Source organism: Haladaptatus sp. AB618 (genome assembly GCF_024136965.1).
Classification (GTDB): Archaea; Halobacteriota; Halobacteria; order Halobacteriales; family Haladaptataceae; genus Haladaptatus.
This window is the reverse complement of record NZ_JAMYJX010000001.1, coordinates 478,937-505,591: the sequence shown is the minus strand read 5'-3', so window position 1 is coordinate 505,591 and position 26,655 is coordinate 478,937. Positions and strand designations below refer to the sequence as shown.

At 61.9% G+C, this 26,655-nt stretch carries 30 protein-coding genes and 1 pseudogene; 17 read left to right on the top strand and 14 right to left on the bottom strand.

The window, feature by feature from the left end; genetic code table 11:
• Positions 1-7 precede the first annotated feature (7 nt).
• Positions 8-1,129, top strand: a complete 1,122-nt coding sequence (locus NKF26_RS02625; protein ID WP_253225167.1) for a site-2 protease family protein — start codon at positions 8-10, stop codon at positions 1,127-1,129.
• Positions 1,130-1,141: 12 nt separating this feature from the next.
• On the opposite strand, the gene thiL is transcribed toward NKF26_RS02625, so the two are convergent.
• On the bottom strand, positions 1,142-2,047 hold the full coding sequence (thiL, locus tag NKF26_RS02620) for a thiamine-phosphate kinase (RefSeq protein ID WP_253225166.1): 906 nt from the start codon (positions 2,045-2,047) through the stop codon (positions 1,142-1,144).
• Positions 2,048-2,128: 81 nt separating this feature from the next.
• On the opposite strand from thiL, the gene NKF26_RS02615 reads away from it, so the two are divergent.
• The 6 genes from NKF26_RS02615 to NKF26_RS02590 all read left to right on the top strand — a co-directional run bounded on the left by NKF26_RS02615 (position 2,129) and on the right by NKF26_RS02590 (position 5,957).
• Positions 2,129-3,178 (top strand): lysylphosphatidylglycerol synthase transmembrane domain-containing protein, encoded by a 1,050-nt coding sequence (locus NKF26_RS02615; RefSeq protein ID WP_253233963.1) that lies wholly within the window; start codon positions 2,129-2,131, stop codon positions 3,176-3,178.
• A gap of 58 nt (positions 3,179-3,236) precedes the next feature.
• Complete coding sequence (locus NKF26_RS02610) at positions 3,237-3,692, top strand: 30S ribosomal protein S19e (protein ID WP_253225164.1); 456 nt, start codon at positions 3,237-3,239, stop codon at positions 3,690-3,692.
• A gap of 126 nt (positions 3,693-3,818) precedes the next feature.
• A complete protein-coding gene (locus NKF26_RS02605) occupies positions 3,819-4,160 on the top strand; it encodes a DNA-binding protein (protein WP_253225163.1) in 342 nt (113 codons plus the stop codon).
• A 1-nt stretch (position 4,161) separates the two neighbouring features.
• The gene (locus tag NKF26_RS02600; protein WP_253225162.1) at positions 4,162-4,761 is read left to right on the top strand and encodes an asparagine synthase-related protein; all 600 of its coding nucleotides are present in this window, start codon (positions 4,162-4,164) and stop codon (positions 4,759-4,761) included.
• A gap of 135 nt (positions 4,762-4,896) precedes the next feature.
• Positions 4,897-5,688: a tRNA pseudouridine(38-40) synthase TruA gene (truA, locus tag NKF26_RS02595; RefSeq protein ID WP_253225161.1), complete on the top strand. Its 792-nt coding sequence runs from the start codon at positions 4,897-4,899 to the stop codon at positions 5,686-5,688.
• Positions 5,689-5,720: 32 nt separating this feature from the next.
• Positions 5,721-5,957 (top strand): hypothetical protein, encoded by a 237-nt coding sequence (locus NKF26_RS02590; RefSeq protein WP_253233962.1) that lies wholly within the window; start codon positions 5,721-5,723, stop codon positions 5,955-5,957.
• On the opposite strand, the gene NKF26_RS02585 is transcribed toward NKF26_RS02590, so the two are convergent.
• Positions 5,954-7,288, bottom strand: coding sequence for a M28 family peptidase (locus NKF26_RS02585; RefSeq protein WP_253225159.1), 1,335 nt, complete (start codon positions 7,286-7,288; stop codon positions 5,954-5,956). The two genes, NKF26_RS02590 and NKF26_RS02585, sit on opposite strands and share 4 nt — an antisense overlap.
• A gap of 100 nt (positions 7,289-7,388) precedes the next feature.
• Here NKF26_RS02585 and pepF point away from each other — a divergent pair, with 100 nt between their 5' ends.
• The 5 genes from pepF (at position 7,389) to NKF26_RS02560 (ending at position 13,851) form a co-directional block, all read left to right on the top strand.
• Entirely contained in the window at positions 7,389-9,179 is a 1,791-nt protein-coding gene (pepF, locus tag NKF26_RS02580; protein WP_253225158.1) for an oligoendopeptidase F, read from the top strand.
• A gap of 145 nt (positions 9,180-9,324) precedes the next feature.
• Complete coding sequence (locus tag NKF26_RS02575; RefSeq protein WP_253225157.1) at positions 9,325-10,548, top strand: proteasome-activating nucleotidase; 1,224 nt, start codon at positions 9,325-9,327, stop codon at positions 10,546-10,548.
• Between the two features lie 411 nt (positions 10,549-10,959).
• Positions 10,960-12,252 carry a glucose-6-phosphate isomerase gene (locus NKF26_RS02570; RefSeq protein WP_253225156.1) on the top strand — a complete coding sequence of 431 codons (1,293 nt, stop codon included), beginning with the start codon at positions 10,960-10,962 and terminating at the stop codon, positions 12,250-12,252.
• A 107-nt stretch (positions 12,253-12,359) separates the two neighbouring features.
• Positions 12,360-13,052: a BGTF surface domain-containing protein gene (locus NKF26_RS02565; RefSeq protein WP_253233961.1), complete on the top strand. Its 693-nt coding sequence runs from the start codon at positions 12,360-12,362 to the stop codon at positions 13,050-13,052.
• A 40-nt stretch (positions 13,053-13,092) separates the two neighbouring features.
• Entirely contained in the window at positions 13,093-13,851 is a 759-nt protein-coding gene (locus tag NKF26_RS02560) for a CPBP family intramembrane glutamic endopeptidase (RefSeq protein WP_253225154.1), read from the top strand.
• 4 nt (positions 13,852-13,855) lie between these two features.
• On the opposite strand, the gene NKF26_RS02555 is transcribed toward NKF26_RS02560, so the two are convergent.
• Positions 13,856-14,314 carry an NOB1 family endonuclease gene (locus NKF26_RS02555; protein ID WP_253225153.1) on the bottom strand — a complete coding sequence of 153 codons (459 nt, stop codon included), beginning with the start codon at positions 14,312-14,314 and terminating at the stop codon, positions 13,856-13,858.
• A pseudogene (locus tag NKF26_RS02550) lies at positions 14,315-14,561 on the bottom strand (PRC-barrel domain-containing protein).
• A 159-nt stretch (positions 14,562-14,720) separates the two neighbouring features.
• Here NKF26_RS02550 and infB point away from each other — a divergent pair.
• Both infB and NKF26_RS02540 read left to right on the top strand, forming a co-directional pair.
• Positions 14,721-16,526, top strand: a complete 1,806-nt coding sequence (gene infB, locus NKF26_RS02545) for a translation initiation factor IF-2 (RefSeq protein WP_253225152.1) — start codon at positions 14,721-14,723, stop codon at positions 16,524-16,526.
• Between the two features lie 79 nt (positions 16,527-16,605).
• Positions 16,606-16,827 carry a hypothetical protein gene (locus NKF26_RS02540; protein ID WP_253225151.1) on the top strand — a complete coding sequence of 74 codons (222 nt, stop codon included), beginning with the start codon at positions 16,606-16,608 and terminating at the stop codon, positions 16,825-16,827.
• Here the strand turns inward: NKF26_RS02540 and NKF26_RS02535 are convergent.
• From NKF26_RS02535 to NKF26_RS02505, 7 genes are all read right to left on the bottom strand, one after another.
• Positions 16,808-17,203: a DUF5811 family protein gene (locus tag NKF26_RS02535; protein ID WP_066140809.1), complete on the bottom strand. Its 396-nt coding sequence runs from the start codon at positions 17,201-17,203 to the stop codon at positions 16,808-16,810. The two genes, NKF26_RS02540 and NKF26_RS02535, sit on opposite strands and share 20 nt — an antisense overlap.
• Positions 17,204-17,260: 57 nt before the next feature.
• Positions 17,261-17,734, bottom strand: coding sequence for a pyruvoyl-dependent arginine decarboxylase (locus tag NKF26_RS02530; RefSeq protein ID WP_253225150.1), 474 nt, complete (start codon positions 17,732-17,734; stop codon positions 17,261-17,263).
• A 38-nt stretch (positions 17,735-17,772) separates the two neighbouring features.
• Positions 17,773-18,144: an LWR-salt protein gene (gene lwrS / locus NKF26_RS02525; RefSeq protein WP_253225149.1), complete on the bottom strand. Its 372-nt coding sequence runs from the start codon at positions 18,142-18,144 to the stop codon at positions 17,773-17,775.
• Entirely contained in the window at positions 18,144-18,419 is a 276-nt protein-coding gene (locus tag NKF26_RS02520; protein ID WP_253225148.1) for a 4a-hydroxytetrahydrobiopterin dehydratase, read from the bottom strand. Before NKF26_RS02520 ends, lwrS begins: the two co-directional genes overlap by 1 nt.
• A gap of 329 nt (positions 18,420-18,748) precedes the next feature.
• Positions 18,749-20,044, bottom strand: coding sequence for a glutamyl-tRNA reductase (gene hemA / locus NKF26_RS02515; protein WP_253225147.1), 1,296 nt, complete (start codon positions 20,042-20,044; stop codon positions 18,749-18,751).
• A gap of 112 nt (positions 20,045-20,156) precedes the next feature.
• Entirely contained in the window at positions 20,157-20,558 is a 402-nt protein-coding gene (locus NKF26_RS02510) for a DUF5778 family protein (protein WP_253225584.1), read from the bottom strand.
• Positions 20,559-20,673: 115 nt separating this feature from the next.
• Positions 20,674-20,868, bottom strand: coding sequence for a cold-shock protein (locus tag NKF26_RS02505; RefSeq protein WP_007976778.1), 195 nt, complete (start codon positions 20,866-20,868; stop codon positions 20,674-20,676).
• 126 nt (positions 20,869-20,994) lie between these two features.
• On the opposite strand from NKF26_RS02505, the gene uppS reads away from it, so the two are divergent.
• Complete coding sequence (uppS, locus tag NKF26_RS02500; protein WP_253225146.1) at positions 20,995-21,918, top strand: polyprenyl diphosphate synthase; 924 nt, start codon at positions 20,995-20,997, stop codon at positions 21,916-21,918.
• A gap of 42 nt (positions 21,919-21,960) precedes the next feature.
• On the opposite strand, the gene NKF26_RS02495 is transcribed toward uppS, so the two are convergent.
• The 3 genes from NKF26_RS02495 to NKF26_RS02485 all read right to left on the bottom strand — a co-directional run bounded on the left by NKF26_RS02495 (position 21,961) and on the right by NKF26_RS02485 (position 24,816).
• Entirely contained in the window at positions 21,961-23,349 is a 1,389-nt protein-coding gene (locus NKF26_RS02495) for a hypothetical protein (RefSeq protein ID WP_253225145.1), read from the bottom strand.
• 175 nt (positions 23,350-23,524) lie between these two features.
• Complete coding sequence (locus NKF26_RS02490; RefSeq protein ID WP_253225144.1) at positions 23,525-24,109, bottom strand: hypothetical protein; 585 nt, start codon at positions 24,107-24,109, stop codon at positions 23,525-23,527.
• Positions 24,110-24,207: 98 nt separating this feature from the next.
• Complete coding sequence (locus tag NKF26_RS02485; RefSeq protein ID WP_253225143.1) at positions 24,208-24,816, bottom strand: undecaprenyl diphosphate synthase family protein; 609 nt, start codon at positions 24,814-24,816, stop codon at positions 24,208-24,210.
• Between the two features lie 96 nt (positions 24,817-24,912).
• On the opposite strand from NKF26_RS02485, the gene NKF26_RS02480 reads away from it, so the two are divergent.
• Positions 24,913-26,229, top strand: a complete 1,317-nt coding sequence (locus NKF26_RS02480) for a DUF92 domain-containing protein (protein WP_253225142.1) — start codon at positions 24,913-24,915, stop codon at positions 26,227-26,229.
• Positions 26,226-26,645 carry a GNAT family N-acetyltransferase gene (locus tag NKF26_RS02475; protein ID WP_253225141.1) on the top strand — a complete coding sequence of 140 codons (420 nt, stop codon included), beginning with the start codon at positions 26,226-26,228 and terminating at the stop codon, positions 26,643-26,645. The genes NKF26_RS02480 and NKF26_RS02475 overlap by 4 nt, the downstream gene beginning before the upstream one ends.
• Positions 26,646-26,655: the final 10 nt, after the last annotated feature.

Here is a 26,655-nt window from a genome sequence, read left to right as displayed (position 1 = left end):
TGGACGAATGGCTTCAAGGGAGCCGCCAAACGCAGGACCATCGCTGGAACGGTTGCACTCGGTATTTCGGGTGTACGATGTCCGAACTGATGGCGAGCAGTTAGTTTACTATGGAGAGCCACTCGTCGCTCAAGAGCGTCTGATGCAGACGTTATGGCCGCTTTTCCGCGAGCAGGGGTACGAAGTCTCGCTTTCGACGCGAATGGGGGAGTACGTGCTGGTCGCCGAACCGATTCATCTCGGTCCGGACGGAATCCCGTGGAAGAACGTCGTTCTCTTCGTCGCCACCGTCCTCTCGACGCTCATTGCGGGTGCCTCGTGGTATCACGTTCACCCCTTTTCACAACCCGTGAAGGCCGTCCTGACCGCGTGGCCGTTCGCGTTTGCCGTGATGGGTGTACTGGGAACGCACGAACTCGGCCACTACGTGATGAGCCGCTACCACGGCGTGGACGCGACGCTTCCGTACTTCATCCCGATGCCGACCCTCATCGGGACCATGGGGGCGGTCATCCGGATGAAAGGGCAGATGCCGGACCGGGAAGCCCTGTTCGACATCGGTGTCTCGGGGCCGCTCGCCGGACTCGTCGCGACGGTCATCGTCACCGCCGTCGGTCTGACGCTCGATCCAGTTACAGTCCCGCAGTCGGTGATGAACAGCGCGAACCTCGTGGAAATTCAGTTCGGCTATCCGCCGCTACTCAAGGGAATCGCCTGGGTGATGGGTCAACCGCTCACGTTCGATAACCCCGCGAAATCCGTCAACCCCGTCGTCATCGGCGGCTGGGTCGGCATGTTCGTCACGTTCCTCAACCTCATTCCGGTCGGGCAACTCGACGGCGGGCACATCGTCCGCGCGATGATCGGCGAACGCCAGGAGAGCATCGCCGCGCTCGTTCCGGCAGTCCTGTTCGGTCTCGCCGCGTACGTCTTCTACGTCCTCGACGTGAGCAACGCCACCGTTCTCTGGGTCATCTGGGGATTCCTCTCGATGTTCTTCGCGTACGTGGGTCCCGCGACGCCCATCGACGACGGCGACCTCGACACTCGCCGGAAGATACTCGGGTTGCTCACGTTCGTGCTCGGCATCCTCTGTTTCACGCCGACGCCCATCAAAATCATCCCTTGAGCCGAGGACGCTCTACTCTCCGTCCGTCCGCCCGTGCGTGTACCCGCGGTCGGGTAACGGTTCACCATCGATCGTGATTTTCGGCTCCGAACCGTCGCCCCCGTCAGTGACTTCGCCGACGACCGAAATCGTCGTCGGCGCGGCCGTCCGTGCGTCAGCCAACCGCGATTCGGGAACGGTGAACACGAGTTCGAAATCCTCGCCGAAGAAGAAGCTCAAATCACGTTCGTCCCCCTCATCCGCCGCAACCTCCCGAACGCTTTCGGCGACGGGAACCGATTCGCCGTCGAGTTCGAAACCACAGCCACTGGCTTCGGCGAGTTGATGGACCGACCGCGCGAGGCCGTCGCTCGAATCCATCATCGCGGTCGCAAACGGGGCGAGTGCCCGTCCATCCTCGACCCGTGGCTGGAACCGAAACAGATCGTTCGCTCGTTCCACGTCACCCGCTTCGAACAGTCGAAGGGCCGCTCCGCTTCGGCCGAGCGTTCCGGTGACACAGAGCAGGTCGCCTCGGGTCGCTCCCGAACGCAAAACGGGGTCGTCAGTTCGACCGAGGACCGTCGTGGACGTGGTGAACTCCTCGAACGTGTCCAAGTCGCCGCCGACGTACCGCGCGCCGACGGACTTGCAGACGTCGCTCGCACCCTCGACGAAGGATTCCAGTTCCGCCGGTTCGAATTCGGGAGCCGCGTAGACGGCGACGCCAGCGACAGCGCTTGCGCCCATCGCCGCGACATCGGAGAGGGACGCGCCGACTGCTCGCCAGCCAGCGGTATATCGGGTCGTTCCACGCGGGAAGTCCGTCGTCTCGTGGAGCATGTCCGTAGTCAGCACGTGTCCGTCGATGACGGCGGCGTCATCTCCCGCGTCGGGGAGCTCGCCCGCAAGTAGCCGGAGCGCGGCGCGTTCGTCCATACACGTGGTTTGCTCGCGGCGGGGGAAAAAGCCGAACGGTCTTCGTTGGCTTCAAGCCACCCCCGCGAGATTAGGAACGTGATGCGTCTCGACTTGGGTGACATGCGAACGATAATCGTCGGCTTCGTAGCGGCGATTGCCGTTCTGCTCGTCATCTTTTCACTCGCTGGTATCAACGAGATTATGACGTCGCTCACGATGGCCGATGGACGAATCGTCATCGCCGTCGCCGTCGTCGCCCTAGCGTGGCTTTTCTCGTGGTCGATGTCGCTCCGTACCGTCCTCCGGGTTCTCGGGATTCGTATCTCCGTGCTGCGCGCGTTTTCGCTCTACGCCGGTGCGACGTTCGCCAACAACGTCACTCCGTTCGGGCAAGCGGGCGGCGAACCGTTCGCCGCGCTGCTCATCTCGCGGACGACGAACGCCGATTACGAGTCGAGTCTCGGCGCTATCGCCAGCGTGGACTCCATCAACTTCGTCCCGTCCATCTCTTTCGCGCTCGTCGGTGTGGCCTACTACGCGACAGTGCTCACGCTCGGACACGCCCTCGTGATGGTTGCGCTCACTCTCGTCGCAGTCGCCATCGCCGTCCCTATCGTCGCAATCTTCGGATGGCGGAACCGTAACCAAGTCGAGATGAAGATTGCCGACATCGTCGTGAGGGTCGTCGGTGCCTTGGCCCGGTTCGTGCCGCGGCTCACGCCGACGAGCAAAGCGGCGGTAGTTCACCGCCTTCGAGGGTTTTTCGACGCTATCGAACGCGTCGCAGGGAACCGTCGTGGCCTCGCGCTTTCGATGTTTTTCTCGGCGTTCGGATGGTTTCTCTCGGCGGTGTCACTCTGGCTGTCGTTTTACGCGCTCGGATACACCGTTCCGTTCGCGGCCGTTCTGTTCGTAATCCCCCTCGGAAGTATGGCCAGTATCACCCCACTTCCCGGTGGTCTCGGCGGAGTCGACGCCGTGCTGGTTATCCTCCTCGTCCCCATCGCCGGGGTCTCAGCGACGACGGCGAGCGCGGCAGCGCTGATTCACCGCGGGGCGACGTACTTCCTTCCGGTTCTCATCGGCGGTTCGACGACGGCGATGTTGGAAGCCGACAACGCGAAGACCGGCAGCATCAGGAGCGACTGACGGTAGGTCCCTACTCCGTAACGATGGCTTTAAACGCCGTCGCAAGGAAATCTGTCCTATGACGACGCTCTACGACGTTCCGGCGGATGCGCTTATCGACGCGCTCGCCGACGACCTCGAAGAACGATTCGACCGACCGGACTGGGCAGAATTCACGAAGACGGGTTCCCAACGCGAACTGCCTCCGGAACAGGAGAACTTCTGGTACATCCGCGCCGGAAGCCTCCTTCGCAAGGTCGCCATGAACGGCCCCATCGGTGTCGAGCGCCTCTCGACCGAATACGGCGGCAGCAAGGACGGCTCGAACCGCTACGCCGTCGCCCCGAGCCACCGATCGGACGGCAGCAAGAAGGTCATCCGAACCATCCTCCAACAACTCGAAGAGGAAGACCTCATCCAGTCCAATGAACACCGTGGCCGCGAAATCACGGCTGACGGTCGAAGCCTTCTCGACGACACCGCCGGGGAAGTCCTCTCCGACCTCGACCGACCGGAACTCGAACGCTACGCCTGAATACGTCCGTTTTTCCGTTTTTCATCTTCCCTCGTCCAGTCGTGGGTATTCGACTCCACATCACGGTGTCCGAGAGAAAACGTCCGTAATTGTTTTTGGTCGTGCGGGGTAAACAACCGATAAGAGATGAGTGGAAATCCCGACGACGAACGATTGGAAGAGCTTCGAAAGCAGCGGATGGAAGAGCTACAGGACCAACAACAACAGGAAGAATCCCAGCAACAGGCACAACAACAGGCGAACGCCCAGAAACAGGCGTTGCTTCGACAGTACTTGACCGACGGCGCGCGAAAGCGGTTGAACTCGGTTCGCATGAGCAAACCGCAGTTCGCGGAACAGGTCGAACAACAGATACTGGCGATCGCACAGAGCGGCCGTATCAACGGAAAAATAGACGACGCGAAGATGAAGGAGTTGCTACGCGAACTGAAGCCCGAGAAGACGAGCTTCAACATCAAGCGCCGCTGAGATGGAGCTCGGACTCCTCTACAGCGGTGGCAAGGATTCGACCCTTGCCGCACTCATACTGGACGACTTCTACGACATCACCCTCGTAACGGCTCACTTCGGCGTCACGGACGATTGGCAATACGCCCGTGACACCGCCGAGGCGACCGGTTTCGACTTCGAGGCGGTCGAACTTGACCGGGAGGTCGCGGACGAAGCCGTCGAGCGGATGGTCGATGACGGCTACCCGCGAAACGGCATCCAACACGTCCATCTTCACGCGTTGGAAGCCGTCGCGGCGATGGGGTTCGACGCGATTGCCGACGGCACGCGCCGTGACGACCGCGTGCCGACCGTCTCGCGTGCACAGGCCCAGAGCCTCGAAGACCGCCACGGTATCGACTACATCGTTCCGCTCTCCGGATTCGGCCGGGGTGCCGTCGACCGTCTCGTCGCGGCGACGCTCGACGTGGAGTCCGGGCCGAGCGACGAGATTCGGAAGGCCGACTACGAGGCCGAGCTTCGAACGCTCCTCGCCGATGGACACGGGGACGAGACCATCGCCGACGTGTTCCCTGCCCACGAACAGACCTACGTTACGGGATTCACCGGGGAACGTTAACCCCGGATTTCGAATATACTCCGAGGATACTCGATTCGAACAACGGCCCTGTTTTCCGGTACGATTTCCCAGCGAACCTCCGCAGAGGCGGTAACAACCGACGAACTAAAGGCTCGGCTCGTGTACCGACTGTCGATGCGCGCCTTTCGAGTCGCCTACGACGGTAGCCCGTTTTACGGATTCCAGCGACAGCCGGACGTCCCGACCGTCGAGGATACCCTGTTCGATTCCCTGTGTGCCCTCGGCGTCGCGGACAACGTACCGGAGGGGTACGCCGCCGCCGGAAGAACCGACGCGGGCGTGTCCGCCCTCGCACAGACGGTCGCCTTCGAGTGCCCAGAGTGGCTCTCCCCGTCGGCGTTCAACAGCGAACTCCCGGGCGAGATTCGCGTCTGGGCCAGCACGGACGTCGATCCGGCGTTTCACGCGACTCACGACGCCTACTACCGGGAGTACGTCTATCATTCACATGCGCCACGAGCCAACCTCGGGCTGGCAAAGGACGCATCGAGACGGCTCTCGGGCGAACACGACTTTCACAACTTGACCCCGGACACCGAGGGAACCGTCCGCGACCTCGATATCGACGTGCTCCAGGACGACGACTACCTCGTCTTCACGCTTCGCGCCGGCGGCTTCGCCAGAAACCTCGTCCGGCGTGTCGTCTCGCTGATTCACGCCATCGCGACCGGCGAGGAGGAGATGGCGAAGATAGACCGCGTGCTCGCGTCGGAACCGCTCGACGGGAAGGAAGGCGTTCCGTGCGCACCCGCCCATCCGCTCTACCTCGCGGACGTGGGCTACGATCTCGAATTCGCGGTGGACGGCGCGGCGACGAAAAGCCTCCACGACGTGTTCGGCGACCTCCGAGTGGAACGGCGGACGAGGAGCCGTGTGGCACGGGACATCTGTCGAACTATCGAGTAGATATATATACCGAACTCCCTTTTCTTTTCGGTATGGTCAATGATGGATTGCTGTGGGAAGTAACGGTAAATATCGTGCTGGGGCTGTTGGCGATGTTTTTGGGACGAACGCTCGGCGTGTTCGTGATGGGAGCGTTCGGATTCCTCGGAACCCTCGTCTTCGCCCTCCTCGCGCTCGCGTCGCTCGTCGGTGGCGTGTATCTCATCGTTCGCGGGCTTGCAATACTCGTCGAAGAGATCGTTCGGGCGGAAATCACGAACCGAGCCTAGTTCCAGCCGTCGGGCCAGATACCCGCCGCTCGCATTCCCTCCTCGTACTCCTGTTCACGGAGGTTTTCCACGATTTCGTCCGGCACCGGACGCGGAATCTCGCCGCGCGATGCGACCTCCCGGATCAACAACGCCGCCAGCATGGCGTGTTCGCGGAGGTTGCGGTCGTCGACCTTGTCCCGCGTGTCGGCGTGAGTGTGACCCCACCCGCGTCCCCGAAGGCCGGGTGCGCTGACGTCGGCTTCACTGTGGAGTTGGAGCGCCGGAACGCCTGCCTTCAGGAACGGCCAGTGGTCGCTGAACGGATGCACGCCCTCCTGAATCGAGATCGGTTGGTTCGCGTCATCGGAGACGGTTTCGATCACCGAACGCATCGTCTCGGAGCCGTGCATGTACGCCAGCATGTCACGGAACCGCCCGGCACCGTCGACGTTCACGACGGCTTTCGTCCGCTCCGTATCGAGCGACTCGACCAACGCCTGTGCGCCCAGTAGCCCGATTTCCTCACAGCCGACGCCCACGACCCGGACGCGCGTGTCGAGGTCCATCTTCGCGAGCACGTGGGCCGCCGCGACGACGGTGGTGATGCCACAGCCATTGTCGAGTGCTCCCTCCGCGATGTCGTGTGAATCCAAGTGGGCGACGACGACGACCTCCTCGTCGGTCTCGGGACCGAGTTCCGCCACGGCGTTGTGACTGGTTCCCGGTTCGGTCGTCGCGTCGACGACCAGCCTCGCGGTCGCGCCCGTTTCGGCGTACTCGGTCAACCACGCGCCGGTTTCCTTGCTGACGCCGACGGCGGGAAGCGCGGCTTCGTCCCCGAACGTGAGCGAACCGGTCGGCGGAAGTTGTCCCGGAACGTGGTTGTGGAAGATGAACGCCTCCGCACCCGCGGCGGCGGCGTGTCCGAACTTCTCCATTCGATGGATGAACCGGCTTCCGTCGGGCGTCGTCGTGCTGGCAACGGCGATCTTTCCGGCCACGTCGACCGCGTCTATCTCCTCGGGCATACCATGACCGACGTCTACCAGTTCTCCCTGCACGTCACCCGCCAGCGAGTACGGGAGCGCGATGGTTTCGAACGACCGTTCGATCGGGTCGGTGACGGCGAGTTCGGCCGACCCGCGGGTCCAACAGTTCATGTCGAACGCCTCGGTATGTGCGTTTCGTGCCCCGGCACGTTCGAACGCCTCCACGACTAGTTCCGCCGCTCGTTCCTCACCGGGATGGCCACCCATCCTGTTTTCGAGTTCGGTCAGTTTCGTCAGGAAAGTCCACGGATAGTCGTCCTGCCACATTTCGCCGAGCGCGCGTGCCGTCTCGTCGGTCATACAGCCACTGCGTCGTCATCGGTTAAAAACCTCGTTTCAGCGGAAATCCCCTCATTCCGGAATATCAACGTTTACGGCGGGGCTAGTCGTAGGTCGTGGTATGAGTTCTGTTCCCGAACGGAGCGATATCGACGCCCAATACAAGTGGGATCTGGAGAGTATCTACGCGACCGACGACGAGTGGGAGGACGCATACGAGGACGTGGAGGAGCGGCTAAACGAACTCGAAGAGTACGAGGGACAGGTCACCGAGGACGGCGAGACGCTCCTCACGGTACTTCGACTCACCGACGAACTCGGACGCGAAGTGTCGATGGTCGCTTCCTACGCTCGGATGCGAAGCGACGAGGACACGTCCAACCAGGAGTACCAAGCGCTCGCCTCGCGTGCCCAGTCGCTCGCGTCCCGTGCGGGAAGCGCGACGAGTTTCATCGAACCGGAGATTCAGTCGCTCGACCGCGAGGAACTCGACCGGATGATCGCGGAAACGGACGGACTCGAGGAGTACGAACACGCGTTGGACGACACGATCCGGATGAAAGAGCACACCCGCTCGGCCGAGATCGAGAACCTGCTCGCGGAGTTCGGCGAAGTCACCGGCGCCCCGAACGAGATTTACAGCATGCTTTCGAACGCCGACATGACGTTCCCGACGGTCGAAAACCCCGACGGGGAGTCGGTCGAAATCACCCAGAGCAACTTCACCAACCTCCTCAAAAATCAGGACCGCGAGTTCCGTCAGACCGTCTACGAGAACTACTTCGACGAGTGGAGCGACGTTCGAAACTCGGTCGGTGCGGCGTACAAAAACAGCGTCAAATCCGACGTGAAGTACGCCCGTGCCCGGAACTACGACACCGCACGCGAGGCCGCGTTGGACGGCCCGAACGTTCCCGTCGAGGTGTACGACAACCTCCTCGATACCGTCCGTGACAACCTCGACAAACTCCACAAGCACGTGGAACTCAAACGCGAGAGTCTCGGCGTGGACGAACTGCAGATGTGGGACGTGTACATGCCGATGACGGACACGGAAAGCCCGGACCTCGATTACGACCAAGCGATCGAGTACGTCGTGGACGCAGTGGGAGTGCTCGGAGACGACTATCAGTCGCGTGTCGCCGAGGGGATCGAATCGCAGTGGATCGACGTGTACGAGACGAAGGACAAGCGGGCGGGTGCCTACAGCGGTGGAACCTACGACACCCAGCCGTTCATCCTGATGAACTATCAGGACGACATCTCCTCGATGTACACGCTGGCACACGAACTCGGTCACTCCCTTCACTCGCAGTTGACGAGCGAGGAACAACCCTACGCGTACAGCGGGTACGAAATCTTCGTCGCCGAAGTCGCCAGCACGGTCAACGAAGCGCTGTTGACCCACCACCTCCTCGAAACGGTCGAAGACCCCGACCTCCGCCGACACATCCTGAACGAGTATCTGGAACGATTCCGTTCGACGCTCTACCGACAGACGCTGTTCGCCGATTTCGAACATCAAGTACACCAACTCGCGGAAAACGACGAGGCGCTCACGCCCGACAGGATCGACGGGGTGTACGGCGACCTGAAGCGCGAGTTCTACGAACCCGCCGTCGTCGACGACCGAATCGAGCGCGAATGGATGCGTATCCCGCACTTCTATCGTGCCTACTACGTCTATCAGTACAGCACGGGGATCAGCGCCGCCGTCGCGCTGGCTGACAAGATTTTGGAGGAAGGCGAACCCGCCGCGGAACGGTATCTCGACTTCCTGCGTAACGGGTCGCGCGAGTACCCGCTCGAACTGCTCCAGGGTGCGGGCGTCGATATGAGTTCGCCCGAACCCATTCAGCGCGCGCTGGACGTGTACGGTGAGCGACTGGACGAGATGGAAGAACTGCTCTAACGCGCGTCGTTTTTCCCACTCGTCAGCGCTTTTTTTGCGTGGAATTTCCCGGCAATCCGCGCCGATAGATGCAGCTATACCAACTTTGTGGATACCCCGCGACCCAAAGGCACTTTTAATGTGGCGCCTTACGGACGAACAACAAATGTCACGTAGTCCATCCGTTCCCGACCGTCCGACGCTTGAACTGGACCCGGACATGTCCGACGATGAGCGCCTGTCGGCGCTTCAAGATCATTTTACGGATATCACCAAAGTCAACGACAAACTGCGTGAGCGCGTCGATGCGGCCGCGGAGCGACACGACAACCTCTCCGAAGAGGTCGACAAACTACAGCGCGAAAACGAGATGCTGAAAACGACTTCGCTGTACGTCGCGACCGTCGAGGATGTTACCGACGACGGCATCATCATCAAACAACACGGCAACAACCAGGAAGTGCTGACCGAGGTGGCGGTCCAGATGCGGTCCGACATCGAGGCAGGGGACCGCGTCGCGGTCAACGATTCGTTCACCATCCAACGGGTGTTGGACACCGAAAAGGATGCCCGTGCACAGGCGATGGAAGTCGACGCGTCGCCGAGCGTCACCTACGAGGACATCGGTGGCATCGGCGACCAGATTCGGGAAGTTCGGGAGGCGGTCGAGGAACCGCTCGTCAACCCGGAACAGTTCGAGGAGGCCGGTATCGAACCGCCGAGCGGCGTCCTCCTCCACGGCCCACCGGGAACCGGGAAGACGATGCTGGCGAAAGCGGTCGCCAACGAAACCGACGCCACGTTCATCAAGATGGCCGGGTCGGAACTCGTCCAGAAGTTCATCGGCGAGGGTGCGAAACTCGTCCGCGACCTGTTCTCGCTCGCGGCCGAACGCGAACCCGCCGTCATCTTCATCGACGAAATCGACGCCGTTGCCTCGCGGCGCACCGACTCGAAGACGTCGGGCGACGCCGAAGTCCAGCGGACGATGATGCAACTGCTCTCGGAGATGGACGGCTTCGAGGACCGTGGCAACATCCGCATCATCGCGGCGACCAACCGCTTCGACATGCTCGACAGCGCCATCCTCCGCCCCGGTCGCTTCGACCGCCTCATCGAAGTGCCCAACCCGGACGCGGAGGGCCGTCGCCGTATCCTCGAAATCCACACCCAGCGCATGAACCTCGCCGACGACGTGGACTTCGACCGCCTGTCCGAGGAAACCGACGGCTTCAGCGGTGCGGAGATAGAGAGCCTGACCACCGAATCCGGCATGGTCGCCATCCGCGACGAGCGGACCGAAGTGACCATGGCCGACTTCGAAGACGCGCTCGAAAAGATGGAAGCCGGTGACGACACGACGGTCCCGAACCTGCGGTACGCCTACTAAGAACCCACCTTTTTATTGCGAGGGTCGCTCCGCGACCCTCGATAAAAATCTGGACCAAAAGCGCTCCTCACCCCCTCAGTCACTCGGGGACTCGCTTCGCGAGTCCCCATCGTTCCTTCGAGGGAGTCGTCGGCCCGGAAAATCTCCGATTTTCCGGAGATGATACTGGTCTCCGCGGTTGCGTCAATCGCTGATACTTGTCGCTCGTGTCGGTTGCCGATTCCCGTTGTTTGCGTCGGTTGCTGTTCTCTTGCGGTTGTCTCAATTGCTGATTCCGGCGGTCGTGTCCGTCCGAGAAACGACGACGGTTGTCGGATTTCATCTCGACGGAAAATCGACCTGCCATTCGAGAATTATTTTTCCCGCCTCGAAGGAGGTGTCTTTTTTACGTCCGACGGTGGGTAATTTCGTATGCGAGTTGATCTCGGCAACGCTCTCGACAGCGTCGCCTCGCCCGGCGTCTCGCGCGACACATTGTCCCGATTGGACGACCGCGTCGCGGACGCCCACGAGCGAATCGAAACAGGACGAGCGAACGACGAACACGGCTACGCGGCCCTGAACCTTCCGGAGACGACGAACCCGGAGGAGATTCGGACCGCAGTCGAACCGTTCGCCGACGTCGAGACGGTGCTGACGGTCGGCATCGGCGGCAGCGCGCTCGGCGCGGCGACGCTCGCGCACGGACTGGAGTCGGACGTGGACGCCTACTTCCTCGACAACGTGGACCCCGAACACGTCGCATCCCTGCTCGACCGGATTTCGCTCGCCGACACCGCGGTCAACGTCGTCTCGCGTTCCGGAACGACGGCGGAGACGCTGGCGAACTTCCTCGTCGTCCGCGACGCGATGGAGTCGGCGGGCGTGGATTGGACCGAGCAGACGTTCGTCACGACGGGCGCGGAGGGGAACCTCCGCGACCTCGCCGACCGTCACGACCTGCCCGCGCTCGACGTTCCCGACGGCGTCCCGGGTCGATTTTCGATGCTCTCGACGGTCGGATTGGCGTGTGCCGCGATCCAGGGCCACGACATCGAGGCGGTCCTCGACGGCGCGCAGGCCGAGGCTGACCGACTGTCAGGGTCGCTGTTCGAGTCGCCAGCGTACGCCTACGGGGCCATCACCTACGCGCTGGACGAACGCGGCGCGGGGATCAACGCGATGATGCCCTACGCCGAATCACTGGAGACGTACGCGGAATGGTTCGCCCAACTGTGGGCCGAAAGTCTGGGGAAGGACGGCGTGGGACAGACGCCGGTGCGTGCTCTCGGTGCGACCGACCAGCACTCACAACTCCAACTGTACCGGGCCGGACCCTCGGACAAGATGGTGACGTTCGTCCGCCCGACGGAACGGGAGGACCGTTCGATTCCCGAGACCGACCTCCCCGGTCTCGAATATCTGGGCGGGAGCAGCCTCGGAACGCTCCTGTCGGCCGAGTTCGAGGCGACCGAGGCGAGTCTCGCGGCGTCCGGGCAACCGAACGTCCGTCTGGAAATCGACCGCGTCGACGAGTACGGACTCGGCGAACTCTGTTACTGCTTGGAAGCGGCGTGTGTCCTCGCGGGCGAACTGTACAGCGTCGAGACCTTCAACCAACCCGCCGTCGAATGGGGCAAGCGCGCCGCCCGCGGCCTTCTCGGTGGCGGTGAGTTCGAGGAGGCGGAAGCGGTAGCCGAGAAATCAAGATTGGTTGTCGAATAACTCACGCGTTCACAAAGCATATACCGGACCACGGATTTTCATTCGATATCAACTGCGTCGTCCCCTAAACGGCGCGTTCCAGTATGAACAGACGAAAATCACTCTGTATGACACTCGTGGCATTTCTCACTCTCTCGCTCGTCACGGGTGTGACGACGGCCCACGGACGGTACGCCCCCGATTCGGTGGGGAGTACGCCGTTTACCCACGACAAAACACCGGCAAACAACAGTTCCGTTTCGATCCGGCACGAAGGGGAGTCGATCTCCCTCGACGCTGCGTCCAATCAGACGGTCCGCGGGAACACCACGCTCGATCCCGGGACGAATCTCGAAGTGCAAGTCCACGCCACGAAGCAGTTCTTCATGTCCGATTCGGTGACCGTGCAACCGAACGGCAGCTTCAACGCCTCGTTCAACTTCAGCGAATACGAACCCGGCACGGAGTTCGGCGTCTCCGTCGGTTTACCACGGAACAACTCGACGGAAATCGACGTGCTGGCGACTGCCGACGGGGTCCTCCAGCGACCGGAGAAATCGACCACCGGTTCGACAACCACGGGGAACACGACAGCCACGACGACCGCGACGACGGCGACGACACGGACGGACGCGACGATGGCATCGACCACGTCGAGCACCACGCCGACCGACCGAGCGATAAACGACACCACCGACACGGATTCCGTGACCGAAACGATGGCGAACGAACGGACGGCGAGCGACGGTCAGCCGGGATTCGGAATCGTGATCGCGCTGTTCGCGCTCGTCGGAATCGGTCTCGTCCGTCGAAACGCATAGCGGTCGGAGCACATTTACGACCCAACTCCTAGTTTTTCGCATGGAAGACGGTACCGCGACGAGTTCGGGCGAGTCCTCGAACCACCCCTCACACGCTCGGATGGTGCAAGCGGTGCTCCGAAGCGGTGCCCTCGGGGCGCTTGGTCTCTTCGCTATCTCCCTCTGGGCGACCGTGCTAGTCGCCCTGGCAGGGGGAACAAGCGTCGGCGTGATGGTACAATCCGCGCTGAGCATCGTTTCGCTCGGACTCGGAACCGGGACGATTGCGCTGGCCGTCATCGCCAAGCGTGGACTCGATTACGTCGATTTCGAGGTTCCGAGTAGGCGTGATATCGGCTACGCCCTCGCGGGGATCGTGGCGATATTGCTACTGACGTATCTCAGCTCCGCGCTCCTGTCGCTGTTCGGTGTCCAAGAGGCGAGTCACAGCGTCGAGCAGACGGCGAAAAGCGGGAATCCGGAGATACTCCTCCTTTTCATCCCGCTCTCGTGGCTCATCATCGGGCCGTGTGAGGAACTGTTGTACCGGAACATCATTCAAAAGTCGCTGTACGATACGTTTTCCGGCTACGGTGCCGTCGTCGTCGCGAGCGGTATCTTCGCGCTCGCACACGTCTTCGTGTACAGTTCGGGGTCGACGCCTGCACAACTGGGAGGGACACTCGCCACGATATTCCTCCTCTCGCTCGTGCTCGGGACGGTGTATCTCAAAACGGAGAACCTCACCGCGTCTGCGCTCGTTCACGGCACGTTCGACGCCATCGCTTTCGCCACGATATACCTCCAGTTCACGAGCTAACGGGTCAGTTCGGGTTTTTCCGCGTGAGAGGGCTGCCACAGATCGGACAGCGCTCTTTCTTCTCGTCGAACTCCCGACCACAGCCCGCACATTGGAACGACCAGTTTCGTTGTTCCTCGATGCCGTCCTGCGCGATGACTTCGACGGAAACGTCGAGTCGGTCGGAGACGTTCTGCATCGCGTAGTCGTCGGTGACGAGCGTTCCGTCGAGTTCGAACGCGGACGCGATGAGCCGGATGTCCGTGTCCGAGAGCACGTTCAAGTCGCCCGTGTGGTCCGCCGCGCGCCGGACTTTCTCGACGGCGTCGTCTCTCGGGATGTGAATGTGCATTCCCGAACCCTCCATCGCGTCGAACCGGAAGGCGTGTTCCCCCTCCAGTTCCTCCTGAACCATCGGAATTGACGCGGTCTGTTGGGTGGTGTGGTACTCGTTGATAAACGCTGAGGAATCTAGGATGTACATTTACCGCTGAACGACGATGTAATCTTTGACCGCCTGCACTCGGTTTACGGGCAGTTCGAAATGACCATCCTCGTTCATATCGAGGTTCACGGTGTCGGTGTCGAGCTGTTCGTCGGGTTCGACGACGAGACTCGACAGCCCCCCCCGTCTTCAGGTTCATGGTGATGTTGTAGAGCATTCCCAGTTCCGTACCGTCAGAACCCATGACGGCCTTCCCCGAGAGGTTTTCAGCGAGTATGCTCGGCATACGAGGTGATTACCGAGCGCTACTACATAAACTCCACGGGGAGGACTTGCCTCCCGACGAATTCGGATGAATGGAGTTCGAAGGCCACACAGGCGTGGCGATGGAGTTAAATGCCGTGCGGGGCTGTTCTGTGATAAGAACTTCTCCCGGGTGGTAGGTATGTCGGACACAGATACACACGAAACGGAAACTCAATCCCTCAGGACTCCCATCGTCGCAGTCCTCGGTCACGTCGACCACGGCAAGACCAGCCTGCTCGACAAGATTCGAGGCTCGACGGTCATTGAGGGTGAGGCGGGAGCGATTACACAACACATCGGCGCGACGGCCGTGCCACTCGACGTGGTGTCGAAAGTCGCCGGGAAACTGGTCAACCCGGACGACTTCGACCTGCCGGGGCTACTGTTCATCGACACCCCGGGACACCACTCGTTCACGACCCTTCGGTCGCGCGGCGGCGCGCTCGCGGACATCGCCATCCTCGTCGTGGACGTCAACGACGGCTTTCAGCCACAGACCGAGGAGGCCATCAACATCCTCAAACAGTCACAGACGCCGTTCGTCGTCGCGGCGAACAAGATCGACACGACGCCGGGGTGGAACCCCCAAGCCGATGCGCCAGTGCAGCAAACGTACGAGGCCCAAAGCGACCGTGCGCGCTCGACCCTCGACGGAAGCCTCTACGAACTGATCGGCGAACTCAGCGACGCGGGATTTTCGGCCGACCTCTACTGGCGCGTGCAAAACTTCCAGAACAACATCGGCGTCGTCCCCGTCAGTGCGGAAACGGGCGAGGGCGTCCCGGACGTACTCACGGTGTTGATGGGGCTGGCCCAGCGCTACATGCGCGAGGACATGGAAATCGACGTGACCGGACCGGGTGCCGGAACCGTCCTCGAAGTCAAGGAAGAGAAAGGGTTCGGGACCACCATCGACGTGGTTTTGTACGACGGTATTATCCGCGCCGACGAAACCATCGTCGTCGGCGGGAAGAACGAACCCATCGTGACGGACGTCCGTGCCCTGTTGAAGCCGCGACCGCTCGCCGAAATCCGAACCGAGGACCGATTCGAGAAGGTCGATTCCATCGCGGCGGCATCAGGGGTGAAGATCGCCGCACCCGACCTCGACGACGCGATGGCCGGGGCACCGGTCAGGGTCGTCCGTGACCGTGAGATCGACGACGTCATCGCCGAGGTGCAAGCCGAATTGGCCGAGGTCGAAGTCACAACCCAAGAGGAAGGGATCACGGTGAAAGCCGATACCCTCGGAAGCCTCGAGGCCATCGTGAGCACGCTCGAAGAGCAAGAGATTCCTGTCATGCGTGCGGAAGTCGGCGACGTCGCCCCGCGAGACATTCGCTTTGCGACGACCGCCGACGAGCCGAAACACCGGACGATCCTGGCGTTCAACGTGGACACGCTCGCCGAAGCCGCCGACGAGGCCGACCAGCGGGACGTTCGGATGTTCGACAGCGACGTGATCTACCAACTCATCGAGGAGTACGAGGAGTACGTGGACGAGATGGAGCGTGCCCAACAACAGACCGTCCTCGACAACATCACCCGCCCGGCCCGCTTCCGTATCCTCGAAGACCACGTCTTCAGACAGAACGACCCCGCCGTCGTCGGCGTGGAAGTCATGTCGGGAACCGTGCGGAACAACTCCTTCGTCGCCAAGTTCGAAGCCAACGAGCCGAAACGCGTCGGTAGCATCAAAGGCATCCAAGAACAGGGCGAGGACGTGGACGAGGCGCGCGCCGGAAGCCGAGTCAGCATCGCCATCGACGGACCGACCGTCGGCAGGCAGATAGACGAGGGCGACGAGTTGTGGATCGACCTCCCCGAAAAACACGCCAAGATTTTGGAACAGGAACTCTCGGACGACATCCCGGCCGACGAACTCGAAGCGTTGCAGATGTACCTCGACAAGCAACGAAAGCGCGACCCGTTCTGGGGCAAGTAAGGATTCAACGCGGTCGATTTCGGCCAAAGAGTTACGTTTTAGTTTTCGGCAGTAATACATCCTCCCGGAGGGATGCATAGTGAGTATACAGGACAAGTTCCAGAGTCGTATCGCTCGCTGGTCGATTTCGTACTACGACATCGTTCTGTTCGCCTTACCGGCCGTGTTGCTCGTCGGAGTGGTCGCTGAAGTCCTCCTTCCGGTACCGTCTCACGCAGGAATAACTGCTGCAGGTATCGTGTCGGCGCTCGTGCTCGGCGACGCGATGTTCAACCGGCCGCCTAGCGGGCGGTCGGTGTGACTTGGTCCTCGATGGCCTGTTTCACTTGCAACGCGGCACTGGCCGCGAGGCCGCGAGCGACTTCGTCGCGTTCTTCCTCGCCGATGAGTTCCTCATCGTCGAGTTCGTCTCGTTCCGGTTCGAACCCGGCGCTGACGATGTGACCGACCGGCGGTTGCACCGACACCGACGCCTGCGGCCCGGTCATGCTGTTCGTCACCTGCGAGCCGATGATGTACTCTTCGGGGAGATATTTGCGGGTCAAAGTGGCGATATCGGAGACGCTGTCCCGCAGAAGGCGGCGCTGTTTTGGAGTGAGTTCTTCGACATCCACGGACGCGCGCTGTCCGGCCTGCGTCACGTCGGGAATGCCAGCGTAGGGAGTATTTCCATTCATGCGGTCAACTACCCTCTGATAAGTTAGAGCACGGTATAAACCCGTCGCCCCCGGAAACTAACAAATCGGCTCGCTCCGTCCGTACACCGCGAGAACGACGGCAGTGACGTACGTCCCCGATTCGGCGTCCGCGGTGACGACCTTCGTCGTCTCGTCGGAGAACTCCCAGTCGCGCAGGGCACGGCCCGCTTCCAATCCGGCGCGGACCCGTTCCTCGATTTCCGTCGCGTCGGTGTCGCCGGACGCCTCGTAGAACAGTCCTGCGCCGTCGCTTTCGCTCCATCCGAGTCCGGCGGAGACGTGACCCGGCCCCGGGCGCGTCGCCCGCGCTTCCACGACGGTCAGACGGTTTCCGGCGGGGCCGAGGTCGGGCGCGGTGCCGACCGCTTCGACCGGCGTGTCGGCGGGGATGACCGACGATACCGAGACGAGATTGTAGTTGTGGACGTTGGCTTCGGCCAGTGCAGCGTCGTACGACGACATCTTCGTCGGTCCGCTCGCGGTTCCCCAGACGACCCGAATCGTGCTCATGGTCGGTGGTCGGTCCGTCGCGGGAAAGGGTCTGTCGATTAGCGTTCGACTTCGACCGAACTCCCGAGGTATTTCGATATCACTTCCGACACCGAATCCGCCTTGAACGTCGCCAAACCCGCCGCGATTTCCGCCTTCAACGCATCATAGTACTCCTCGTCGGTTTCGAAGGCGCGGTACTCGACGTTCGTCACGGGGACGCCGAGCGCCTCGCTCGTCAGCTTCCTGAAGTAGCGTTCGTCGCCGACGTCCCCCCGCCAGAGGTTGTCCCGGAAGAACCGCCACCCGTCCTCACCGGGTGGGTCGGCACGACGAAAGAGCCGCGTTTCGAACTCCTGGGGTTCGAGCGAGACTCCGGAAACGTCCGGTTCGAGGCGGAACCGAACCGCGAACACGTAGCGAGCGTCCATCAGCGCAGGTCGTCGAAGCGCTCGGCCATCTCGATGTCTTGATCCGTAATTCCACCCTCCTCGTGGCTGGTCAACCGAACCTCGACTTCCTTGTAGCCGATTATCATCTCGGGATGATGGAACTCCTCCTCGGCGACCTCCCCGACTTCGGATGCGAACGCGACGCCGTCCAAGTAGTCGTCGAACTCGTAGGTGCGAACGATTTCGTCACCGTCACGCTCCCAGTCGCTCGGTTTTCGATTCTCCACCTCGTCATCCGAGAGCAAGCTTGCCATACGTCGCCTCACGGCAGGGGTGTAAATAAAGCCTCTCGCCCCACCTTTTACGACGGTCGAACGTCAGCGGTCGCGTGCCGTAGCGCGCGACCGCTAGCTGTCTCCCTGTAAAAGCTGGACCAAAAGCGCTCCTCCTTCACTTCGATGGTTGACTCGCGCCGCGAGTCAACCACTCCATTCAGTCGTCGGCCCGGAAAATCGGAGATTTTCCGGAGAGATGCCAGTGATTAGCGGTTGTGTCATCGGCCGTTTTCGGCGGTCGTGTCGCCTGCCGATTCGAGAGGGAGAATCCTCTGTTCGCCTTCTAACGGTCGTGAAAATTCGGTAGCTCAGTCGTCGGCCGTCGATTCGAGGTGTTCGGTGACGAACGCGGGCGCTTCGTCGCGGAACTCGGGGTCGAACAGTTGGAGCGCGGTGTTGATGGTCGTCCAGTCGTCGTTCGCGGCGGCGTCGCGGAGGCTTTTCGTTGGGGGTGCGAGCATTTGTGAGATCAGCGCGTCGGCCATCGACTCCACGATTGCTCGTTGATCCTCGTCCAACCCCTTGGCTTCGAGGCGCGAGAGCGCGGTCTGCAGTTCGCGCTCCTTGACCCGTTCTGCACCCTCGTACATCCCGGCGATGACCTCGTCGGCCCGCTTTCGTTTGTACTGTTCGAGCAAGTTCTCGAACTCACGGTCCACCATTACCTCGACCGATTCGGCGGCGGCGCGTCGTCGCGCGCGGGTCTCGTCCGTCACGGATTCGAGCGCCTGCATATCGTGGACGGTGATTCCGTCGAGTGCCGAGACGGCCGGGGACACGTCACGTGGTTGGGCGATGTCCACGACCAAGGTCTCGCCACAGTCGTCGAGCAGGGTTGTGTCGAGGATGTGTCCGTCGCTTCCGGTCGCGGTGACGACGACGTCCGCGTACGACAGACAGGCCGGAAGCGCGTCCAAGCCGACGGCGCGGGTATCGGTCAGGTTCACGGCTTCGGCGATGGTTTCGGCGCGTTCGATCGAGCGGTTGGCGACGATGAGCGTCTCGACATCCGAATCGGCGAAGGCGTGGGCCGCGATGGTCCCCATCTCGCCCGCGCCGACGACGAGAGCGGTCGCGCCGTCCAATCCCGACTGGTCGGTTGCGAGCGCCACGGCGGCACTGCCGACCGAGACGACCCCTTCGTTGATCGCCGTCTCGGTCCGGGCGCGCTCGCCGACGTGGAGCGCCTTCGTCAGCGCCTCCTCCAGCGTCGGGCCGACCGCACCGATGGTTTGTGCCGAGGTGTAGGCGTCGCGCACCTGCCCGATGATCTGGTCCTCGCCGAGGACGAGCGATTCCAACCCCGCGGCGACGCGGAGGAGGTGTCGAAGGCTCTCCTCGTGGCTCATCTCGACGGCCACCTCGTTTACTCCGGGAACGAAATCGGCGAGCACCGCTCGGCCCGTCGACGGTGCGCCGGTGACGACGTACGCCTCGAACCGGTTGCACGTCTGCAACACGAACGCCTCCGATACCTCGGACTGCGCGGCGAGCGCGGCGACGGTGTCCTGCTGGTCGTCGTGGCAGGCGGCCGCCACGTCATCGAGGCTGGCCCGGTCGTGGGAGATGCGGATACCAGAGATGACGCCGGTACTCGGTGTCACTGGTTCTGCCCCCGGTGAATAGAAGATACACAGTTCATACGAAACACTCCGACGGTCTTATCACGTGATTAGAAAGGAACGTACGTAAAGCCTTCTAACTCGGCGTGGATATCTACCCTTCGACACCCGTGACCTCGAAGCCGAGGTCGCGGATGCCCTCCAGAATCGCCTCCTGGTCGGCGCTCGCCTCGTAGTAGAACACCATGTCGAACGTGCCGTTCCGAAGCAGTTGTTGACACTCCCAGACGAACTCCTCGCCGTCGAGGGTGAGCCCTTGGTGCTGGTTCGATGCGAAGTTCGTGTCGTCGGTCCCGGAGTAGACGTAGGTGTCGCGCGGGTCGTGACCCGCGTGTTCCGCGATGACGTCACCGATATCTACCGACGCTTGGTGCATCTGGATGTCCTCGTCGCTACCGAGATCGGTGTGAACGATGGCCCCGTTGAGTTGTATCTCTCCGGGTTCGAGCAGTTTCAGTGTCCGCTGATACAGGTCATCGTCGATGGCACTGTCCATATTCACGGATACGCGTCCCGGGTTATACGGCCTACGGTTGTCACCGTGGTTCAAAAATCGTTGTTTTCGCGCGGCAGCGTCAACTCCCGCGAGAATCAGTTACTACTGATACCGTTTACAGGCGCTGGACGTTCGTCGCGCGCGGTCCTTTGTCAGCCTGTTCGATGTCGAATTCGACTTCTTGCCCCTCTTCGAGGTCAGGGCCACCGACGTCTTCCATGTGGAAGAAAACGTCTTCGTCAGAGTCCTCTGTGTCGATAAAGCCGTAGCCACCGGTGTCGTTGAAGAAGTCAACCGTACCTTTCGCCATTGCGTTCTACCAAAGCAATCCCATACTTAAAAATCTATGCAACCACCAATGCGATATGTGAGCAATGCACATGGCCACCAGAGGACAAGGCTGATACCCGTTGGGTGAGTGGAAACGAACAAGACGATGTTGACGCGGCTTCGGCGACAATTGGAAACGGCGTACGAACGACAGTTACAACGCAGTGTTTCCGGTGCGCCGACACACGTCGCGGTCATTCAGGACGGCAACAGACGCTACGCCAGCAAGCAGGGCGACGAAGCGTCGGACGGTCATCGAGAAGGGGCAAAGACGACCGAGCGCGTCCTCGACTGGTGTGACGATATCGGCGTCGAGGAACTGACGCTGTACACGTTCTCCACCGAGAACTTCGAGCGGCCCGAACACGAACGCGAGGCCTTGTTCGACCTGCTTGAGGACAAACTGTACGAGTTCGCCGATGCTGAACGCGTTCACGACAGCGGCGTCTGCATCCGCGCAATCGGTGACGTTCCACAACTCCCCGACCGCGTCAGGGAGGCCATCGACTACGCCGAGCAACGAACCGGGGAGTACGACAACTTCGTCCTCAATATCGCGCTGGCGTACGGCGGCCGGAACGAGCTCCTCAGCGCGGCCCGCGACGTGGCCCACGAGGTCGAATCTGGGGACCTCGACCCCGACGAGATTTCCGTCGAAACCATCGAATCCAGACTCTACGCCCGGCCGCTCCGCGACGTGGACCTCATCATCCGAACCGGCGGGGACGAGCGAACCAGCAACTTCCTCCCGTGGCACGCCAACGGCAACGAGGCCGCCGTGTTCTTCTGTACGCCGTACTGGCCCGAGTTCTCGAAGATCGACTTCCTGCGCGCGGTCCGAACGTACGAATCCCGCGAACAGTCGTTTCGGCAGGCAAAGGTTCAGCGCGCGCTCGCGCTCGTGCGCGCCATCGGCGGTGTCGAACTGGATGAAGCGCGCTCGATCCTGCGGAAATTCAAGGAATACGTTCCCGATAGCGTTTCGATGGAGGAGATCGAGAGCGGGGAAGAGCGCCGAACGACCGAGTAGACGGACGATTGCTGACTACCCGTTTTTTCGATTCGTACTCCGTTACAGGGTATCGAACAGGGAGTCACCCAACTTCGAGAGCGATCCGATTCCGCCCGTCTCGACGTTTTTCGTCGTCGGCATCGGACCGGACGTGACGATGGGGGTACCGCTCACCCGCAGACGGGCGTCGTGAATTGTCGTCCGTCGACCGTTCTCTATCGTGATCCCGTCCCGATTGCCGAAGTGGTGTTGGACGGAAACCCCCGAAAACCGACAGCCGTCCCGTCCAGTGAGCAGAATGGCGGTTCCGTCCGGGGCCGCGCCGTAAATCGAGAGGTTCTCACAGGTGACGTCGTGGTTCGATGGAAGTGCTTGCATGCTCGGCATCGTGGTCGGGTCGTATTCGGTAGCCGGAGAACGCACGTTGACGGCCGGGACGCTGTGGTTGGTCTGAATCGTGGTGTTCGTGATCCGTGCGGTGCCGAACTGCTTTCCCACGACGATACCGCCGGAGCTGTACGTTCCACTCAAGTCGGTAATCTCGACGGTACAGTTGTCGATTTCCGCGTTCGTTCCCTCCTCCATCCAAATCCCGCGCATGTTCGGTTTCGCGTCCGGATTCCGCGGGTTATCGATTCGGACGGTCGCGCTTTCGACGCGCGCACCGCTCGTTCCCCCGCCGATGCGTATCTGGTCGATGCCGTTGTTCGCGTACGTCCCGCCCCGAACGAGCAGCGGGCCGGAGTGGGGGGACGCGTAGAGACCTTCGGTCCAGTGTTCGACCTGACAATCGACGAACCGTAGCGATCCCTCTCCCGTATGCGTGAAAATCGCGTTTCCGCCCCGTGATCCACCTCGCATGTGAACCCGTTCGACGAGCAGGGACGCCGACCGCTCGGGCACCTCCAGTTCGAGACCGCTCCGGGAGGACGTTCCGTGGTCACCCTCGAACCGGAGGTTTCGCAGGACGTTCCGGGAACCGGCGACCGAGAACGCGACGACCGGGGAGGCGTCGGGCTTCGTGTAGTCGAAGGTGAACCCGTCGAGCACGAAATTCCGAACCGGTTCACCGTACAGCCAGTTACCCTGGTTCCCCGCCGGAATGTGGAGCGTGGCGTCGTTTCCCACGAGTCCACAGTTCTCGTGGCGGGAGCAATCGAGGTTCGAAAGCCGGTACGTTCCGGGAGGGAAGTATAGCAACCGCCCGTCCCGTAGCGCCCGACGGACCGCCGCATCGACGGGTTCGGTACCCGTGTCGTCCACACCCAGCGTTCCGATATCGACGACTTCCTCGAACCGGTCACGATAGGGACCGACGACCGACTCCTTGCTCCGCCCGGAGTTCATGTCACATCCCGCAATCGTCGCCGCGAGGGCGACACCGGCCGCTCGGAGGTACGACCGTCTCGTAGTCCTGTCGCTCGGCGTTCCCATCCCAGTCGGAGTCACAGCGGTGCGCTATTTTACGGTTGCGGGGGTAGAGGAAGTCTACAACCGCGTTTCAGGGAGTAATCGGTCCCTTCGAAGTCGAAGCGTGATGCGCCGCGGAGTCACACGGTGCCTACCGTGGGAGCGATTCGTTCACGAATCCGAACACGACACCGGGACGAACACGAATCGGAAGTTACAGTCGTGGCAGGGCGTACGCCCCGACGAGAACGCCGATTCGGCTCACGGTGTACGCGATGGCATACAGCGTGCTCGCGGCGGGTTGCAGAACGAGTAAGAGAACGAACGTCCCGAACGTGAACGAGAAGCCAACGGTTCGAGCGGAACGGGAATCGCTCATCTCCTTCCCGATAGCGTCGATTCGTTGCATGAGAACGGGAACGGCCCCGCCGAGCACGAGGCCGATGAGGATTCCAACGACGGCGACGAACGTCAACGATGGAACACCGGTGTCGAGCAGTCGGACGACGTTCTCCAGATCGTCTATCAAGTAGGCGAGAAGCACGAAGACCACGAGCACCAGTACCAACTGGAAGACGTTCACGACGAACGAGGGGGACTCGGTGAGATCGAACTCGATATCGGAGTCGGCAACCCGGAAGAACCGAAGGGAAATGACGCCGGAGAGGACGACGACGACGCCGAGAACGATGTCCACACTATCGTCGGTGAGGACGCTGAACCCGACGAAGACCGCGCCGAGCAGAACCAACAATACCGACAGATACCGCGCGAGTCGTCTTGCTCGTGTGTCGTCCATAGGCGATTATGTTAAATTGAACACAAAAGATTTCGGATATCGTCGTTCGAAAACCGTTCTCGGAATGTGAGTCGGAACGCTTCGCAAAATCGGGGTTCCTACCGGCCGAACCGCCGCTGTCGGTTCTTGTAATCCAGAATCGCCCGCAGGTAGTCACGCTTGCGGAAGTCGCGCCAGTTCACGTCGGTGAAGTACAGTTCGGAGTACACCGACTGCCAGATCATGAAGTCGGAGAGGCGTTCCGCGCCGGTTTTGATGACGAGGTCGGGGTCGGCCGGGAACACCAATCGGGATTCGATTTCCTCCTCGCCGACCTCGTCGGCCGAGACCGTCCCGGCCTCCACGTCCTCCGCGACCGCACGCACCGCTTCCGCGAATTCGTGTTTGCCGCCGAGGCCGATGCTCACCTGAATCGGTGCGTCGGCGGGGGTGAGGTCTTCGGGTCCGCGAACCGCGATTTCTCGCGGTGCGCGGACGTTTTCGAGTTCGCGTTGAAGGGTCGGTACTGCGCCGGAATCCAGCACGCTCACGTAGACCGTGATGCGTTCCGCGCCGTAGTCGAACGCCCACTGGAGGAACGATTCGAGCGTTTCGTACGCGCCTTGTTCCAGCAAGTCGCGTTCCGTGATGACGACGGCTATGTCGCTCGGCGGGTCGGCGTTCTGACGGCGAACGCGGGCCATGAGGTACTGGTCGTAGAGTCCCACTGGAACGGAGTAACCACCATCGACGCATAAACGTCACGCCCCGCGCCGTTCGCTTCCTTCGAGAATATTAAGTGGCCCTCCGCGAAAACGAAACTCGTGACTTCGAGCATTCGGCGGGCGGCGGCGTTCGCAGGGGTTGCGACGCTATCGCTCGCCGCGTCGGTGCTGGTGGCGGCCGTAGCGGCGTTGTTCGCCGCGATCGGTGCAGTCGCGCTCGTCCTCGACGAAGGGACGTTGTTCGACCTCTTCGCGCGGCCGAGCGACCGGAACGAGGGACGCCTACGCGGATTGGCCGCGTTCTCCTTTGCAACTGCCGCGCTCGCCATGCTCGTCATGCTCGTCGGGTTGCCGACGAGCGTCTTCGTCGCAGCGGTCTGTCTGCTCGCGTACGGGAACCTCACGGAACAGGTCGTTCGAACGCGGAGCAGCGCGACCATCGCCGCGACCGCCGGGTTCACCACCGGCGGCTTCGTCGCCGCTGTTTTCGCGCAAATGATCGTCCGAGGTATTCAGGGGAACCCGGTCGGACCGGTACTGCCGGAACTCGTCTTTCTCGCGGCGAGCGGCGCGCTACTGGCGGGGTTGCTCCGCTCGGTTCTCTTCGAGCGGGACGACCCGGTAGTGATGTTTTCGGTCGCGGTCCTGCTGTGGCTGTTCACCGACCTCACGATGACGGTGACGAAGTGGGACATCATCCTCGCCATCGCCATCACGGTCGGCTTCGGCTACGTCTCGTGGGCGCTCGACACGGCGTCCGTCACCGGCATGCTCACCGGCATCCTCCTCGCGTTGCTCACCATCGTCCTCGGGGGCTACCCGTGGTTCGCCGTCCTCATCTCCTTTTTCGCGCTAGGGGGCCTGTCCACGAAGTTCAAATACGAACAGAAACGCAAAAACGGCGTCGCGGAAGCCAACGAAGGCGCTCGCGGCGGTGGCAACGTTCTCGGCAACGCCGCGGTGGCGCTGATTGCGGTGCTCGCGTTCGCCGCCAGCGATCGACTCCATGTCGCGGAAAGCGTCTTCCTCTACGCGTTCGCGGGAAGTATCGCGGCCGCCATGAGCGACACCCTGTCGAGCGAAATCGGCGGCGTGTTCGACAACCCCCGACTCATCACGACGTGGCGGCGGGTCGACCCCGGCACCGACGGCGGCGTGACGTGGCAGGGCGAACTGGCCGGAGCGACCGGGTCGTGTATCGTCGCCCTCATCGCCGTCTCCCTCTTCGGCTCCATCGGTTCGCTCGGCGGCGGCGTCATCGCGCTGGCCGGAATCGGCGGCATGACGGTGGATAGCCTCCTCGGTGCGACCGTGGAGGGAGAGGGACTCGGCAATCAGAGCGTCAACTTCCTCGCAACGCTTGCCGGGGGACTCATCGGTGCCGGGTTGGCGTTGGCGGTGGGCCTGGCGACGTGATCCGACCGGCGACGCCCGACGACCTTCCCCGACTCCGGGAAGTTCGGTCGTGGCTTTCCGAACCGACCCCGGAACTCCTCGAAACGACGATTTCCGAACCGGGCTCCGTCTTCGTCTCGACTGCTGCCAACGATCCAGTCGGATACATCCTCACCCTCGTCGGCACTGATGCGTACATCGCCGAACTCGTCGTGGAACCGGTACACCGCAGGGAAGGTCGGGCGAGACGGCTCCTCCAAACCGCGCTCGATTCGGCCCGTGACCGCGGTTGTGCTCGCATCTCGCTCACAGTTCACGAGAAAAACGAAGCCGCCCGGTCGCTCTACGAATCGATGGGGTTCGAACTCGTCGGGCGCGAATCGGGATACTACGCCGACGGCGGAGACGGGTTGCTGTTCGAGAACCCACTGCAGTGAAAAGGGAACG